Consider the following 14,925-nt stretch of genomic DNA (forward strand, 5'->3'; position numbering starts at 1 on the left):
GGGGTTGCTTGAACTGGCCGCGAATCGCGGAGTCGAGGCGGTTCTTGCCGAGCGGCTCGAGACGATGCTCACCGCTCGTGTTACGCTGCGCCGAAAGCAGATATTTGAGCTTGGCTAGAAGCGCACATCACGACTTAGTCGTTACAATTGAAGCGCTCCATGCAAGGCATGATGCATCAATAATTTACGATTGACAAAGGAGAGGTGTCGAACTTATGGAAAATAACGTCCCCCAAGAAAAAATACCCGCCCCTGTTGTGCGAGTGTCGCAGGCAAATTTTGATTCGAATCGATTTGCGGAAGTGAATAAAATGGCTGAGGATATCGGCAAATATTTGATTCCCGCAATAAATAAATTGCCAGGACTCATTCACTATTATGCAGCCTGCTCCCCTGCCGGCTTCATGATTCATGTAAGCATTTGGGATACGGATGAACATGCAAAACAAATGAGCCACCTAAAGGAAATGATCATTGACGCCAAAAATGATGCGGAAAAGGTAGGCGTTATCTTTACCCCCATCATTCACTACCCTATCAACTGGGAGATTGTTGCTCGATAGTAAATTTCTATCGTCTATAGCAATATTTTCTTCCAGCGCACGCTTGCACGTAAAACCGAGGAAGAGCCGCGGCCCTTCCTCTCGCACTGCACGGGATCGACGCCAATCAATCGTAAAGTACGGCTGCGATCTTCGGATCGTTCATATTGGTCTTGTCGTACCAGTAAAAGCCCGTGTCGACTTTCTTGGGCAACTTCTCGCCCTTCAACGCTTTCACCGCTGAATCGACGACGCATTTGCCGATGCCTACCGGGTTTTGCGTGATCGCACCCGCCATCAGGCCGGAGGTGATGTCGTCCTTTTGCTCCTTGCCGGAGTCGTAGCCGATCAACACCAGTTTCTTGCCCGATTCCTTGACGCCGATCGCCGCGCCTTCCGCCGAGCCTTCATTGGTACCGAAGATGCCTTTGATGTTCGGGTTGCCCTGGATCATCGCCTTCGCGATCTCCGCCGACTTCAAATGGTCGCCGCCGCCGTACTGCACGGAAACAATCTTGATGCCAGGATGCTTCGACTTCATCTCGTTGAGAAAGCCGTCGCGGCGATCGATACCCGTGCGGCTCGTCTGGTCGTGCACGATCATGCCAACCTCGCCTGAATTGCCGATCATCTCCGCCATCTTGTCGGCGGCGAGCGCGGCGGCCGCAACGTTATCGGTTGCGCACGTCGTCAGCGGAATGTTGCTGTCGACGCCCGAGTCGAATGCGATCACAGGTATCTTGTTGGCCTGCGCGCGTTTGAGCAGCGGAATGACCGCCTTGCTGTCGAGCGCGGCGATGCCGAGCGCCTGGGGATTCTTGGCGAGCGCGGCCGAGAGCATGTCGATCTGCTTGTCGACCATGGCCTCCGTTTCCGGGCCTTCGAAGGTGATCCTGACGTTGTGTTCCTTCGCCGATTGTTCCGCACCGGCTTTCACGGCTTGCCAGAACTGATGCTGGAAACCCTTCGAAATAAGCGGAATGTAGGGTTCTTCGGCATACGTCGAACCAGCCGCCCCGACAAGCGCGCCGACTCCGATCACGACACTGATGAGTTTTCTTTTCAACATGGCTTCTCCTCCTAAGGTGGGCTATCAACCTCCTGCCGTTAAGGGAGCCTTTCGGTACTCCCTGTTCTCTCTTTGCTGTTCCGCTCTTCCTTATCGGCCTCTCTTGCGCCGCAAGATATCCGCGTAGACGGCGAGGATGATGATGAGGCCCGTCACCACGATCTGCCATTCCTGCGCGACCGACATGATGCGCAATCCATTGGTCAGCACGCTGATGAGGAAAGCGCCGATGATGGTGCCGAGTATCGTGCCCGAGCCACCGCTCAACGACGTGCCGCCTATCACGACGGCCGCTATGGCTTCCAGCTCGTAACCCTGACCGAGCGCCGGTTGCGCCGAATTCAGACGCGATGCGATGAGCAGCCCCGCAATCCCGCAAATCGCCCCGCCGAGGCCATAAATGGCGATTTTCCAGCGGTCGACGTTCACGCCGGAAAGGCGCACGGCCTCTTCATTGCTGCCGAGCGCAAACGTATAGCGGCCAAGCGCCGTGCGATTGAGCGTGATCGAGCTGAGAACGGCGAGTACGAATAGGATCAGCACCGCATTCGGCACGGGCACGCTCGGCAGGATGCGGCCGATCAGCGAATCCTGCGAAATCATGTAGAAGTTTTCGGTGTCGGTGAAATAGATGGGCCTCTCGCCCGAGACGACGAGCGAAAGCCCCTTCAGCACCAGCATCATGCCCAGCGTGGCGATGAAGGGTGGGATTTTCATTTTCGCCGTCAGCGTTCCCGAAACGGTCCCGCTCAGCGCGCCCGTTCCGATCGCAGCGAGGATGCCCGTCCACATCGGCAGGTGCCAATAGCTGAGAAACACGCCGCAAATCACGGCCGTGAAGGTCATCAACGTGCCTACGGACAAATCGATGCCCCCCGTGATGATGACGAACGTACTGGCAACGGCCAGCACGCCATTGACGGCCGTCGCCTGCAAAATGCCGAGCATATTCGCTATCTGCATGAAATCAGGCGACGCGAAGCTGAAAAAAATCAGCATCAGAAGCAGGCTCGCAAAGGCAAGCAGCTTTTGCACCGCAGTCGGCGAGAAAATGCGCGCCCGCAAGCCGGACGACCGTTTTTGGTCGGACAGCGCCGCGGTATCCGATTGCATCGTCATGGATTCGACCTCTCGGGGCTCATGCTGTTCGTAAGGTTTCGCGCTGCGTCGCGAGATGCATGATGCGCTCCTGCGTTGCCTCGCCTGCGGAGAGTTCGCCGGTGACACGGCCTTCGCACATCACTACGATCCGGTCGCTCATGCGCAGGATTTCCGGAAGTTCCGACGAGATCATCACGATTGCCTTGCCTTGTTCCGCGAGCGCGCGCAAAAGCTTGTAGATCTCGCTCTTGGCGCCGACATCGATGCCGCGTGTCGGCTCGTCGAAGAAGAGCACGTCGCAGTTCCGCTCCAGCCACTTCGCAATGACGACCTTCTGCTGGTTGCCGCCCGACAGCAGCCGAACCGGCTGCGTCGCAGAAGGCGTGCGGATGGCGAGCAAATTGATGAAATGTGCCGCCGCCTTGCGTATCCGCACGCGACGCAGGAACAGGTTCAGCGACAGGAATTTGCCGAGGTTGGACATGACGATGTTCGATTCGACGTCCATGCCTGTCGCAAGGCCGAAGCGCTTGCGGTCTTCGGAGAGATAACCGATGCTGTGCGCAACGGCGTCGCTCGGTTTTCTGATCGGCGCCTTCACGCCTTTGACGAAGATTTCGCCGGATTCGATCGGGTCGGCGCCGAACACGGCGCGCGCGACCTCGGTGCGGCCGGCGCCCATCAGTCCGGCAAACCCCAGAATCTCGCCTTTGCGCAACGTGAAGCTCACGTCCTTGACGAGCGGACCAGCGTTCAGATGCTTCACTTCGAGCGCGATGTCACCCAGATGCGCACGACCCTGATAAGGCGCGACGTCCGCAAGCGTTCTTCCCACCATCATGCCGATGATGGCCTGCACGCTCGTATCGGCGGTGGCGACGGTGGCCACGTATTCGCCGTCTCGCAACACGGTGACGCGATCGGAAATCTGCTTGAGTTCATCCATCTTGTGCGAGATGTAGATGATCCCGACTCCGCGCGCCTTCAATTGACGAATGATTCGGAAGAGTTCGGCGATCTCCGCGTCATTGAGCGCGGAAGTCGGTTCGTCCATGATGAGCACACGCGAATCGAACGACAAAGCCTTGGCGATCTCGATCATCTGCTGGCTGGCGACAGTAAGCGTGTCGACGATGGTGCGTGGGTCGAGATGCACATGCATGCGGGCGAGGATCTCGCGCGCTCGTGCATTGAGTTCGTCTTCGTCGAGCAACAGACGCAAACGAGCGCGCGGCTCGCGGCCGATGAACATATTCTGCGCGACGGTCAAATGATTCATCAGTTGAAGCTCCTGATGAATGATGCCGACGCCCGCGGCTTGGGCCTCACGCGGGCTCGCGAACGCGACGGGCCGGCCGTCATAGAGAATTTCGCCTGAATCGCGGGTATATACGCCGGCGAGAATTTTCATCAGCGTCGACTTGCCTGCGCCGTTTTCCCCCATCAGCGCGTGCACTTCTCCCGCCGCGAGTTCGAATTGGACTTCATGAAGCGCTCTCACGCCGGGAAAGCTCTTGCTGAGCTTGTTGACGGAAATGAGCGGAGTCATTTTGACGTACGCCTAGGATGCGAAAAGATCCGGCCGTTCTTTCGCGGACCGATGCAACTCCGCCACCACCTGATCGAGATGCTCGTGCATCGCCTTTGCCGCCGCGTCGGCGTTGCCGGCGCAAATGGCCTCGAAAATACGTTCGTGCTCGTCGAGCGTGTGCACGAGCCGCTCGGGACTTGCCAGCAATTGCCTTGCGCGATCCAGCGCGTTACGTGATACCGCGACGATTTCCTTTACTCGCGGCAGATTCACCGCATCGAGCAGGATTTCATGAAAGACCAGATCGAGCTTATGAAAAGCAAGGCGCTGGCCGTTCCCGGCAACCTTACTCTGCTGACTGAGATTCTCGGCCAGTGCATCGATCGTGGCCCGGTCTCGCATCAGCGCGACACCGCGTACCGTTTCGACTTCGAGCGCGCTACGGATGAACAAATGCTGGCGGATGTCGTCGAGCGCGATCGGTTTGACGCGCGTGCCGCGCTGCGGCAACACTTCGACGAGGCCGGCATGGGCAAGCCTCGCCAGCGCGGCGGAAACGGGAAAGCGCGATACCCCCATCCGTTCGCAGATCGCCATCTTGTCGATCATCATTCCGGGTTCCAGCGCAAGCGTCACGATCGCTTCTCTCAGCGCCTGTTCAACCGTGTCGGTCAGGCTGCCGCGTTCGCCACCGCTCACCTTTTGCAGTGCGACATAAGGATTGCGGACGGCACTCGATACATCGGGTAAAAAGCTCACAGCGTGCTTGATTTTCAAGAGACATGCTAGCATGCTAGGTAGTGAATTCGGCATTGTCAACGCGTGCAAACGCCTGATTCCCCTCGCTTTGTCGATGTCGCTCGTACCGATGCACGCGTGAAACGGTTCGTCGTCGCTAACCGGCCAAAGCCGATAGCCGTCCCCCTGGAGGGAGGTCAGATGACCACGATCACAAGGCTGTCCGTTCGGGATATCCGGTTTCCCACTTCGCGTTCGCTCGACGGCTCCGACGCGATGAACGCGGCGCCCGATTACTCCGCCACTTACGTCACGCTCGAAACCGATTCGCCCCGCCAGTTCACGGGACACGGTCTTACGTTCACGATCGGGCGCGGCAATGAAATCTGCGTGACGGCCGTCAATGCGCTGATGCCGCTCATCGTCGGCAAGCGTCTCGAAGACATTACCGCGAATATGGGCGCATTCTGGCGCGCGTTCACGTCCGACAGCCAATTGCGCTGGATCGGCCCGGACAAAGGCGCGATTCATCTGGCTACGGCGGCCGTCGTGAATGGCGTTTGGGATCTGTGGGCGAAGTCGGTTGGTAAGCCGGTGTGGAAGCTGCTCGTCGATATGAGCCCCGAAGAACTTGTGCGCTGCTTGGATTTTCGCTACGTAACAGATGCGATCACCCCTTACGAAGCGTTAGCCATGCTGCACCGCCACGCGAAAACCAAGGGCGCGCGCGAAAGGGGCATACTCGCGCAAGGTTATCCCGCCTATACGACCTCGGCCGGCTGGCTTGGCTACGACGACGACAAGATCCGGCGTCTCGCGCGCGAAGGCGTTGCGCTGGGCTGGACGCATTTCAAGCAGAAAGTAGGCGGCGATCTCGACGAAGACGTGCGGCGGGCCCGCGTTCTGCGGGAGGAAATCGGCGAGAACCTGAAGCTGATGATGGACGCCAATCAGGTGTGGGACGTCGACGAAGCGGTTGCGAACATGCGGCGTCTAGCGGAATTCGACCCATGGTGGATCGAGGAGCCGACAAGCCCCGACGATATTCTCGGTCATGCGACGATACGCCAGCGCCTGGGAGGGATTGGAGTCGCGACGGGCGAGCACTGTCACAATCGCGTGATGTTCAAGCAGTTGTTGCAGGCGCACGCGATCGACTTCTGTCAGGTGGACGCTTGCCGGTTAGGCGGCCTGAACGAAGTGATCGTCGTGCTGCTGATGGCGGCGAAGTTCGGCGTGCCCGTCTGTCCGCACGCGGGCGGCGTCGGATTGTGCGAGTACGTGCAGCACATTTCGCTGATCGACTATATCTGCGTGTCGGCGTCGCTCGAGAACCGCGTGCTCGAGTATGTCGACCATCTGCACGAGCATTTCGTCGATCCGGTCATGATCCGCAATGGCCGGTATATGCCGCCTCGGCAGCCGGGTTACAGCATTGAAATGAAGCTCGACTCGCTCGAGAAGTACGCTTTCCCCGAAGGCGAAGCGTGGCGGCCTTAGACAGTGAGTTGAAATCAGTGAGTTGAAATGACAGGGGGAGTCTCTGACACTCCCCCTGTCATTTCAACTTTTAATCTCGAAGAAGCTCCATGAGTTTCTGCTTGATGAACGCTGCGTCCACGGGGTTGAGCGCTGGGCCGCCAGCCATATGCCCCCATATCGACGGAATGACGTGCAGTTGAGCATTGCGCATGTGCGCGACTTCGATCTCGCTATCTTCCGGCGGAAAATACAGATCCGTTTGCGACGGCATCACGAACGCTCGCGCGCGAATCTCCTGCAGTGCCCTTTTGAAGTCGCCGCGATAGTGCTCGTTGTCGCCGATATCGCCATGCTGCCACGTCCATAGCATTGCCAATAGGTCGTTGGCGTCGACGTCGAGAAAAGCACTTTCCCAGAATCCGATGATGAAGTCTTCGAGCGACGAGTAGCCGAGCGCCGTCAGGTCGAGACCTTCGCGATAGAACGCTTGCGATAGCGCCCAGCCGGCATATACGCGCCCCATCGCACGCAGCCCGCGCTCCGGGCGCGTCGTGTACGCCCCTCGCGCAAACGCCGCGTCCGCCGTAAGCGCCGCCCGCACCCCTTCGAGAAACACCTGATTATGGCGGGAACAGCGAGCGGCGCCGCAGAACGGCGCGATCCTGCGAACCAAGTCGGGATAAAGCGCCGCCCAATGAAACGCTTGCATGGCGCCCATCGACGATCCGGTCACCAGCTCGATATGCTTGACGCCGAGATGCCGGGTCACGAGTTCGTGCTGCGCACGCACGTTGTCCACCATCGTCACGGCCGGGAAGCGCGGCCCATCGAACGGCGCAGGCGTATTGCTCGGCGACGAAGACAGCCCGTTACCGAACAAGTTCGGCACGATCACGAAGTACCGCTCGGGGTCGAGCGGCTCGCCCGGACCAATGAGCCATGTATTCATGTCGTGCGTACCGGCAAACCATACCGGCGCGACGATGGCATTGTCGCGCGCGGTGTTCAGCGTGCCGTGGGTCGTGTATGCGAGTTTCGCCGCGCGCAGCGTGCCGCCCTTTTGCAGCTTGAAATCACCGAGATCGAAGACGAGAAAAGGAGTCGATGTCATACGAAAATGCACCTGAAAATTGCAGTGAAAAATGCCGATGTCTACGCGGTACGCTATCTAAGCGGTCCATGCGAGCTCATGCGGCAATGAGGAGGCAGGCAAGCGCATCGCAATGTCGAGCAAATCGCGATCGCTTCCGCGTGGGCCGATCAGCGATAGGCCGATCGGACACTTCGCGTGACGCGCGATCGGCAGCGTGATCTGCGGCAGGCCGCCGAGGCCGGCGATGCATGTCAGCGCGAGAATGCGCGCGCGCTGCAGGTCGAGTGTCTCGGCCGATGCGTCGCGCAACGGCGCGATGCCGGGTGCGCTGGGTATGCACAGAATCGTTGAAGGCGACACCGCATCGGCAATACGTTCGCGCACGTCGGCCAGTGTGGCCGCGTGGCTCGCGGGCGGCTCGGCATGGAGCTCGCGGCACGCCCGCAAGCGCGCCTCGATCGCGCTGTCGAAACGGGGGCGCTGCGCGGTGTACCACTCACCGTGCGCCGCCCAGACTTCAAGCGACTGCGCAACGCGATACGTTTGCGCCCACGCATCGAGGCTATCGACACTTAGGCATATCTCCGCGCATGCGTCGAAGCTGTCGCGCACCAGCATCAGCGCGAAATTCAACGATTGCGCCACGCCGGGATCGAGCAACGCGAAGGCGTCGCTCGCGATCGCGAGGCGGTAGCCCGACACTGCGTCGCGGCGTGGTGCGTGTCTCCTCGCCGGCAGCAGCACGTTGCCGAGACATTTCAGCATGCGGGGCTCGCGCGCGAACCACCCTACCGTATCGAAGCTAGGCGCAAGCGGCACGATACCCGTGGTATCGATCGCGCCCCAGGTCGGCCGCATGCCGTACAGGCCACACCAGGACGCCGGCAAGCGAACCGAACCGGAGGTATCGGTGCCAAGCGCCGCGTCGGCCAATCCCGCTGCGACGATTGCCGCCGATCCGCTCGACGAGCCGCCCGGCAGGCGATCGGGCGCCTGCGTATTCAGCGGCGTTCCATAGTGGATATTGCGGCCCGTTATCGAAAATGCGAGCTCATCGCAGAGCGTCTTACCGATGATCGTCGCGCCGGCGTCGAGCAGCTTCGCAACAGCAGCCGCATGGGTCGTAGCGGGTTGCGCCGTGCGCGCGAAATCCGGATTGCCGGCGCCGCTGACATGGCCTGCAATATCGAACACGTCCTTGACGGCGATTCGAAGGCCACGCAACGGCCCGCTGTCGAGCGGTGGGTGAACGCATACTCGCCGGTCGAAGCCGTAACGGTCGTACTGTTCAGTCATGCTTGCGTTCCTTTGGCGCAAGAAGGCCCTCGGCGTTGATGATCGATTCGGCCATCGCCGAAATGGACATTTGGCGCGCCATGGCTTCGGCGCGCATTGCCGCGTAGGCGGCGTCCTCGCTCAGTTCCAGCCGCGCCGAGAGCACGCGCGTGGCCCGCTCGATCAGACGGCGCGACTTGAGCGTGTCGTCGAGACGGGCGATACGTGCAAGCAGCTTTTCCTCGTAACGAGAAAGCGTGCACGCCACGAACACGCTCGCGAGAATGCCGAACGTGCGTATCGGCTTGCTGACTACCGCATGTGCATTAGCCGCGGCGATCGCTTCGAGAACCACCGGGTTCTCATAGGCAATGACCGCGACGCGCACGGCGGACACGGGCTCCGCGTGCCACAGATGGCGATGTCTGCCGGCTGGGTCTTCGAGGTAGAACACGACGTCCGCACGCGCAGGCAGCATGGCCGGCGGCGGCCACATTGCCGTCACGCGGCAGCCAATGCGGCGCAACTGCTGGCACAGCGCGGTACAGTCTTCGTCGTCGGGATGGATCACGACGACGAACGCTCGCGCCAGCGACCGGTATGAAGGTGGATCCCATGACATAGGACGGCTCCAGTTGCCGCCGGGTTAGCGGACGTGGCGGTTGTAGCTGACGAGATACGGATCGGGTTGCACGGCCGATTGCGCCTCCCAAATGATCTCGAAGCTCCCGTCGGGCCGCGCGCGGCCGATGCGCGGCTGCAACGACACGTGGTTGTTCTCCGCGTCGACGACGATCTCTCCGTGCGGCGTTCCGAGACGTGCGCCTTGCAGCGCCGCAAGCACCGCGCCGGTGTCGGTCGCACCGGCCTGCCTCACGCCCAAGGCGAACAGATGCACCTGGGAGTAGGCGCTCGCGGCATACATCGACGGCCATTCGGCGAGACCATAGCGCTGTTGATAGCGTTCGACGAACGCGCGATTCTCCGGCGTATCGATCGCGGGAAAGTAGGGATTGGCGGTCAGCACGCCTTCGCGCGCGCGAGGTACGGCGCGCGCAAGCTCGCCTTCGCCGGCGGTGAGCGTCGCGACTGGCGTGCTGCTCGCCCGTATGCCATGCGCGTTGCAGGCATTGAGCAGCGCGGCAGTGTCCTCGCCGACGACCGTCGAAAGGATCAAGTCCGCGCGGGCCTTGGCCACCTGCTCCACCGCGACGCGCAACTGAGCGGCACTCGGTGAAAAATCCAGATACAGCTCACCGGCGACGATCGCCTCGCTCTCTTCGAGAAACTCGCGTGTGATGCGGTTGATTTCTCGCGCGAACACGTAATTGGAGCCGATCAAGAACACCTTGCGGCCGCAGGTGCTGAACAGATATTCGAGCAGCGGCACGACTGACTGGCTCGGCGTGGGGCCACTGTAGATCACGTTCGGCGAGTACTCGAATCCTTCGTACACAGAAGGGTAGAACAGCAGCGTATCGTGCCGCTCGACTACGGGCAACACGGCTTTGCGGCTCGCCGACGAACAGCAGCCGAAGATCGCGCTGACGTGATCGTGAACGATCAATTTCGTCGCTAGGTCGCGATAGTTGATGTGATCGTCGAGCGGCGACTCGATATAGGGAATCAGCATCCGCCCTTCGATGCCGCCGGCACCGTTGATCTCGTCGATCGCAATCAAAGTGCCGCGCAGCATCGCTTCCTCAGTGACCGCCATATGTCCGCTCTGCGCAAACAAGACCCCGACGGCGATGCCGGTTTCCTCGACCGTACGCGCTGCAAGCGTGGAAATCGGAGCGTCATTCATCTGCTATCTCCTGTCGCGATGGCAAGCGCCTTCTCAGCGTGAACCTGTGCCGGGCCGCGCGTGTGCCACTCGCTCAATTGCTGAAAGCGTATGCCGATTTCGAGCAATGCGAAATCGGTCCCTGGCCGTCCGAGCAACGATAGGCCGACCGGCGCCCCCGCTTCGCCGATACCGCATGGCAGGCTGACGCAAGGCATGCCGGTGAAGTTCGCCAGCCACGGCATGCGCGTCATTGCGTCCTGCACGCTGACCCGGGTGTCGCCGAGCGTCACATCGGTTTCGTCCGCGAGCGGCGCGACGATCGGCAACGTCGGCAACACCCACGCATCGCAGTCGCCGAGCGCAGTGCCGCACTGCTCGAGGAAGGCGTTGCGATATTGTTGCGCGCGCAAGTAATCGACCGCGCTGATCGAACGCCCTGCCTCCAGGCGGCTGCGCACCGCCGCGGAATATGCGTCACCCGAACGGTCGAGCAAGTTTCGGTGCCATGCGCTGGCTTCGGCATGCATGATGACCTTCCAGGCCGCAAAGCCGCTTGCCAGATCGGGCGGATGGCGCGTCTCGATCGCGGCGCCGTCCGCAGCCAGCAATGCGAGCGCTTCGTTCACACATCGTCCGACGTCGGCGCTCGTTTCGAGTCCGACGCCGTCAAGCACGCCGATACGCAGCCCGCACAACGTAGCGAGGCGGCGCGCGGCGCGAGGCGGCGGGCACGCGCCCTCGGTCGTCGGGTCCTTGGCGTCCGGTCCCGCCAGTACGCGCAGCAGCAAGTGGAGATCCGCGGCGGAGCGGGCGATCGGGCCCACGCAGTCGAACGACCACGCAAGCGGCAGCACGCCATGACGGCTGACGAGCCCGTGTGTCGGTTTGATCCCGCTCACGCCGCAGGCGGCGGCCGGAATACGCACCGAGCCGCCCGTGTCCGTGCCGAGCGCGGCCGGCACGATGCGCGCGGCGACGGCGGCGGCCGAGCCGCCGCTCGATCCGCCGGAGATCCTGCCCGTGTCCCAGGGATTGCGGCATGCTCCGTAACGCGACTGGGCATTAGTCGCGCCATAGGCCCATTCGTGCATGTTCGTCTTGCCGACGACGATCGCGCCCGCGGCGCGCAACCGAGCCACCGAGGTCGCGTCCTGTGCCGCGCAGTCGGTCCCACGCACGTGCGAGCCGGCCGTGCTCGGAAAATCCGTCGTCAAGCAGTTGTCCTTGATTGCGAGCGGAACGCCCGCCAGCTCGCCGAGCGTTTCGCCCGCTTGAATCGCGATGTCGACGCGACGCGCCGCCTCGAGCGCAGCTTCGCGATCATGAGTGACGAAAGCGTTGATCGGTCCATTCAGGCTCGCCAGTGCATCGAACGTTGCGCGCATGACCGCTTCCGCGCGAATCTCCCTGCCGCGGATCGCTTGCGCAAGCGCTTCGGCGCTCAAGCCATTCAGTTGCGGGACGTTCATCGGCCGCACTCCGGTTTAGCGGCATCGAACCGCGGCCGAAAGGAGAAAGCCGGCTCGCGACCGCCGACATCCGGCAACATCGCCATGGCAGTCGCCAGTTCCTCGACGATACCGGCTACCTGCGAGGCAAAGGCAACGCCCTGCTCCCAAGGTTCGGCGATCGCGCGAGGCGGTACAGGATGAGAAGTATTTCGCATGTTCAGTTCCGTATCCGTCGTCGCTCAAACGGCAAGCAGCTCATGCAGCAGCGCCTTGTCGCCGAGCAGATCGTCGCGCGTGCACTCACGTGCGACAGTGCCGTGGTCCATCACATACGCGCGCGATGCGATCGACAGACAGAAGTCGAGATCCTGCTCGGCTATCAGCATCGCCAGCCCCGTTTCGCGATTGAGCCGCGCGAGAATGCCGGCGATGTCATCGACGATCGAAGGCTGGACGCCCTCGGTCGGCTCGTCGAGCAAGAGCACGGCCGGACGCGTGGCAAGCGCCCGCCCGATCGCGAGAATCTGCTGCTGCCCGCCGCTCAGCTTGCCGGCGAGCACCTGAGCGTGCTCGCGCAACATGGGGAATGTTTCGAAAAATGCAGCGACCGCCGCGGCACGCGGATAACCGCAGGCGTATGCGGCGACGGCAACGTTCTCGGCCACGGAGAGCCGCGCGAATACGCGGCGCCCCTGCGGCACATAGCCCAGGCCCTTGCGTGCGCGCAGCTCGGGCGAAGATCCCAGGCGCTCGCCGCGCAAGCTGACTTCGCCGCTCTGTTTGCCTGCGAGCAGCCCCATCGCGTACTGCATCAGGGTCGTCTTGCCAACGCCGTTGCGGCCGAGCAGACCGACCATCTCGCCGTTTCGGACCTCCAGCGAGACGCGGTGAAGAATGGGCGTGCCACCGTAGCCGCCGCTTGCATTAGATATCGAGAACATGTTTGCGTCTCCCGAGGTAAATGTCGAGAATCCGGTCGTCGTTGCGCAGCGCCTCGATATCGCCTTCCGCGAACACCTCGCCCCGATGCAGCACGGTGACGTGCGCATCGAGTTCGCGCACGAAGTCCATGTCGTGTTCGACGACGATGACGACGCTATGAGAGGCCAGCGCGCGAATCAGCGCGCAAAGTTCGCGGCGTTCCGCTCCGGTCATGCCGGCGGCGGGCTCGTCGAGCAGAATGACGTCGGGTGACGAGCACAGCACCATGCCGATGTCGAGCCACTGCTGCTCGCCGTGCGACAGCTCGCCCGCGAGCCGCTCGCCGATCGCGCTCTGGCCGATGACGCGCAGCATGTCGTCTGCATGGCGCGACGCTTCGTCCGCGTCATGCGACTTCGCATAGGCCGCGATCCACAAGTTCTCGCGCACGCTGATCGCATCGAATACTTGGGCGACTTGCATCTTGACGCCAAGCCCCGCCCGCACCCGCTCGAACGGCTTTGCGCGCGACATGTCGCGGCCGTTCAGTTCGAGACGGCCGCTATCGAGTGCGTACACGCCCGTGCAACAGCGCAGCAGTGAGCTCTTGCCGGCGCCGTTCGGGCCGATCAGGCAGCGGACGCGGCCGGGCGAGAACCTCAGGCTGACCTCGCGCACCGGAACCACGCCGCCGAACGCTTTGACGAGGCGATCCGCCGACATCGAGGGCGAGTGGTTCGCAAGCGGCGCGCGTAGGTCGGCAAGGCGCGCAAGATCGATCTTCGGCGTGTCGACGCCCTCCGCGCTCACTCGAGCCGACGCCTGGGTAAGACCGGATGGCGAATGCGCAACCGCCGTATCGACGCGCGCTTGCCCGGGCGTGCGTCCATCCTGCTTGCGCTTGAGCAGCGCGCCCAGCAGGCCCTCGCGCAAGAACAGCACGAGCAGGATCAGGCACACCCCCATCACGAGCGTCGTCTGCCCTCCGATCACGCCGCCGCCGAGCCAGAAGGACAGGCCGCCCACGAGAGCCGCACCCATGAACGGGCCGATCAGCGTGCCGAGACCGCCGACGAGCACATAGATCGGCAGCATCAGCGCCTCCTGGGCGCTGAAGATCGACGGACTCAGGTAGTGGGACCAAGCGCCGTACAACGCGCCCGCAATGCCGGCGATCCCGCCGGACAGCGCGAACAGCACGGTCTGATAGCGGCGCACGTCGTAGCCGAGCAACTCGGCCTTGTCGACGTTCATACGAATGCAGTCGATGACGCGGCCAAACGGAGAGCGCATCAGCGAGCTCGCGGCCACGCCGATCGCCACGGCAATGGCCAGCACGCAGATGAAGCCGGCGCGCGGCGTGAGCGCGGCCGCGTCGGCACCGAAGCCGAGGACCATGTTCGGGATGCCGGACAGGCCGTTGTCGCCGCCTACCGTCGCGGCGCCGACCTGGACGTTCAGCGAAACGGATGCGGTCCACAGTAGCAGCGTGCACGCGTACGTGAGGATCGTGCCTTGCAACGGCCCCATACGCCCGTAGAAGATCGCCGCGCCGAGCGCACCGGCCAGTAGCGCACCGGCCAGCGCACCAGCCGGCAGCGACCAGATCAACGTGTCGCCGGTCAACGGCGAGAAGTTGATCGCGACGATGCTGCCGACGTAGCCGCCGATGCCGTACAGCGCGCTTTGACACAGACTCAGGAAGCCGCCACGCCCCCATACGAGATCGAGGCTCAGGCCCGCGAGCCCGAAGATCAGCCACGACGTGGCGACATAGCTGAGGTAGGGGTCGGCAACCGAAGCGCCGATCACGAGCAGTAGAACGATGCCTGCGAGCAGATACAAACCGCGTCGTTGCGCCCCGTGGGTCGAGTGTCGCAGGCTGGGCATGCTGCCGGCAAAGAAAAGGTTGGCCAGGGTTTTCATGGGATGT

13 protein-coding genes are annotated in these 14,925 nt (G+C 62.2%); 2 read left to right on the forward strand and 11 right to left on the reverse strand.

From position 1 onward, the window contains the following. Positions 1 to 215 precede the first annotated feature (215 nt). Positions 216 to 563, forward strand: a complete 348-nt coding sequence (locus J3485_RS22835) for a hypothetical protein (RefSeq protein ID WP_206956587.1) — start codon at positions 216 to 218, stop codon at positions 561 to 563. Between the two features lie 106 nt (positions 564 to 669). On the opposite strand, the gene J3485_RS22840 is transcribed toward J3485_RS22835, so the two are convergent. From J3485_RS22840 to J3485_RS22855, 4 genes are all read right to left on the reverse strand, one after another. Then, the gene (locus tag J3485_RS22840) at positions 670 to 1,611 is read right to left on the reverse strand and encodes an ABC transporter substrate-binding protein (RefSeq protein WP_206956588.1); all 942 of its coding nucleotides are present in this window, start codon (positions 1,609 to 1,611) and stop codon (positions 670 to 672) included. A gap of 90 nt (positions 1,612 to 1,701) precedes the next feature. Then, positions 1,702 to 2,730: an ABC transporter permease gene (locus J3485_RS22845; protein ID WP_206956589.1), complete on the reverse strand. Its 1,029-nt coding sequence runs from the start codon at positions 2,728 to 2,730 to the stop codon at positions 1,702 to 1,704. Positions 2,731 to 2,749: 19 nt separating this feature from the next. Further along, positions 2,750 to 4,261, reverse strand: coding sequence for a sugar ABC transporter ATP-binding protein (locus tag J3485_RS22850; RefSeq protein ID WP_206956590.1), 1,512 nt, complete (start codon positions 4,259 to 4,261; stop codon positions 2,750 to 2,752). A gap of 12 nt (positions 4,262 to 4,273) precedes the next feature. After that, on the reverse strand, positions 4,274 to 5,035 hold the full coding sequence (locus tag J3485_RS22855; RefSeq protein ID WP_206956591.1) for a GntR family transcriptional regulator: 762 nt from the start codon (positions 5,033 to 5,035) through the stop codon (positions 4,274 to 4,276). 147 nt (positions 5,036 to 5,182) lie between these two features. Here J3485_RS22855 and J3485_RS22860 point away from each other — a divergent pair, with 147 nt between their 5' ends. Further along, positions 5,183 to 6,481 carry an L-fuconate dehydratase gene (locus J3485_RS22860; protein ID WP_206956592.1) on the forward strand — a complete coding sequence of 433 codons (1,299 nt, stop codon included), beginning with the start codon at positions 5,183 to 5,185 and terminating at the stop codon, positions 6,479 to 6,481. Positions 6,482 to 6,551: 70 nt separating this feature from the next. On the opposite strand, the gene J3485_RS22865 is transcribed toward J3485_RS22860, so the two are convergent. The 7 genes from J3485_RS22865 to J3485_RS22895 all read right to left on the reverse strand — a co-directional run bounded on the left by J3485_RS22865 (position 6,552) and on the right by J3485_RS22895 (position 14,918). After that, positions 6,552 to 7,574 carry an alpha/beta fold hydrolase gene (locus J3485_RS22865; protein ID WP_206956593.1) on the reverse strand — a complete coding sequence of 341 codons (1,023 nt, stop codon included), beginning with the start codon at positions 7,572 to 7,574 and terminating at the stop codon, positions 6,552 to 6,554. 57 nt (positions 7,575 to 7,631) lie between these two features. After that, entirely contained in the window at positions 7,632 to 8,852 is a 1,221-nt protein-coding gene (locus tag J3485_RS22870) for an amidase (RefSeq protein WP_206956594.1), read from the reverse strand. Then, the gene (locus J3485_RS22875) at positions 8,845 to 9,453 is read right to left on the reverse strand and encodes an ANTAR domain-containing response regulator (protein WP_206956595.1); all 609 of its coding nucleotides are present in this window, start codon (positions 9,451 to 9,453) and stop codon (positions 8,845 to 8,847) included. The genes J3485_RS22870 and J3485_RS22875 overlap by 8 nt, the downstream gene beginning before the upstream one ends. A 24-nt stretch (positions 9,454 to 9,477) precedes the next feature. Continuing rightward, the gene (locus tag J3485_RS22880; RefSeq protein ID WP_206956596.1) at positions 9,478 to 10,638 is read right to left on the reverse strand and encodes a transporter substrate-binding domain-containing protein; all 1,161 of its coding nucleotides are present in this window, start codon (positions 10,636 to 10,638) and stop codon (positions 9,478 to 9,480) included. After that, positions 10,635 to 12,089 carry an amidase gene (locus J3485_RS22885; protein WP_206956597.1) on the reverse strand — a complete coding sequence of 485 codons (1,455 nt, stop codon included), beginning with the start codon at positions 12,087 to 12,089 and terminating at the stop codon, positions 10,635 to 10,637. Before J3485_RS22885 ends, J3485_RS22880 begins: the two co-directional genes overlap by 4 nt. A 221-nt stretch (positions 12,090 to 12,310) precedes the next feature. After that, positions 12,311 to 13,012, reverse strand: coding sequence for an ABC transporter ATP-binding protein (locus J3485_RS22890; RefSeq protein ID WP_206956598.1), 702 nt, complete (start codon positions 13,010 to 13,012; stop codon positions 12,311 to 12,313). Further along, on the reverse strand, positions 12,996 to 14,918 hold the full coding sequence (locus tag J3485_RS22895; RefSeq protein WP_206956599.1) for an ABC transporter permease subunit: 1,923 nt from the start codon (positions 14,916 to 14,918) through the stop codon (positions 12,996 to 12,998). The genes J3485_RS22890 and J3485_RS22895 overlap by 17 nt, the downstream gene beginning before the upstream one ends. Positions 14,919 to 14,925 lie beyond the last annotated feature (7 nt).

The organism is Trinickia acidisoli, assembly GCF_017315725.1.
Lineage (GTDB): Bacteria > Pseudomonadota > Gammaproteobacteria > Burkholderiales > Burkholderiaceae > Trinickia > Trinickia acidisoli.

What these genes read in the sequence shown, in the direction of transcription:
- J3485_RS22870 (WP_206956594.1), bottom strand. Translation starts at nt 8,852, where the DNA reads ATGACTGAACAGTACGACCGTTACGGCTTCGACCGGCGAGTATGCGTT.
- J3485_RS22885 (WP_206956597.1), bottom strand. Translation starts at nt 12,089, where the DNA reads ATGAACGTCCCGCAACTGAATGGCTTGAGCGCCGAAGCGCTTGCGCAA.
- J3485_RS22865 (WP_206956593.1), bottom strand. Translation starts at nt 7,574, where the DNA reads ATGACATCGACTCCTTTTCTCGTCTTCGATCTCGGTGATTTCAAGCTG.
- J3485_RS22850 (WP_206956590.1), bottom strand. Translation starts at nt 4,261, where the DNA reads ATGACTCCGCTCATTTCCGTCAACAAGCTCAGCAAGAGCTTTCCCGGC.
- J3485_RS22890 (WP_206956598.1), bottom strand. Translation starts at nt 13,012, where the DNA reads ATGTTCTCGATATCTAATGCAAGCGGCGGCTACGGTGGCACGCCCATT.
- J3485_RS22855 (WP_206956591.1), bottom strand. Translation starts at nt 5,035, where the DNA reads ATGCTAGCATGTCTCTTGAAAATCAAGCACGCTGTGAGCTTTTTACCC.
- J3485_RS22840 (WP_206956588.1), bottom strand. Translation starts at nt 1,611, where the DNA reads ATGTTGAAAAGAAAACTCATCAGTGTCGTGATCGGAGTCGGCGCGCTT.
- J3485_RS22880 (WP_206956596.1), bottom strand. Translation starts at nt 10,638, where the DNA reads ATGAATGACGCTCCGATTTCCACGCTTGCAGCGCGTACGGTCGAGGAA.
- J3485_RS22895 (WP_206956599.1), bottom strand. Translation starts at nt 14,918, where the DNA reads ATGAAAACCCTGGCCAACCTTTTCTTTGCCGGCAGCATGCCCAGCCTG.
- J3485_RS22875 (WP_206956595.1), bottom strand. Translation starts at nt 9,453, where the DNA reads ATGTCATGGGATCCACCTTCATACCGGTCGCTGGCGCGAGCGTTCGTC.
- J3485_RS22845 (WP_206956589.1), bottom strand. Translation starts at nt 2,730, where the DNA reads ATGACGATGCAATCGGATACCGCGGCGCTGTCCGACCAAAAACGGTCG.
- J3485_RS22860 (WP_206956592.1), top strand. Translation starts at nt 5,183, where the DNA reads ATGACCACGATCACAAGGCTGTCCGTTCGGGATATCCGGTTTCCCACT.
- J3485_RS22835 (WP_206956587.1), top strand. Translation starts at nt 216, where the DNA reads ATGGAAAATAACGTCCCCCAAGAAAAAATACCCGCCCCTGTTGTGCGA.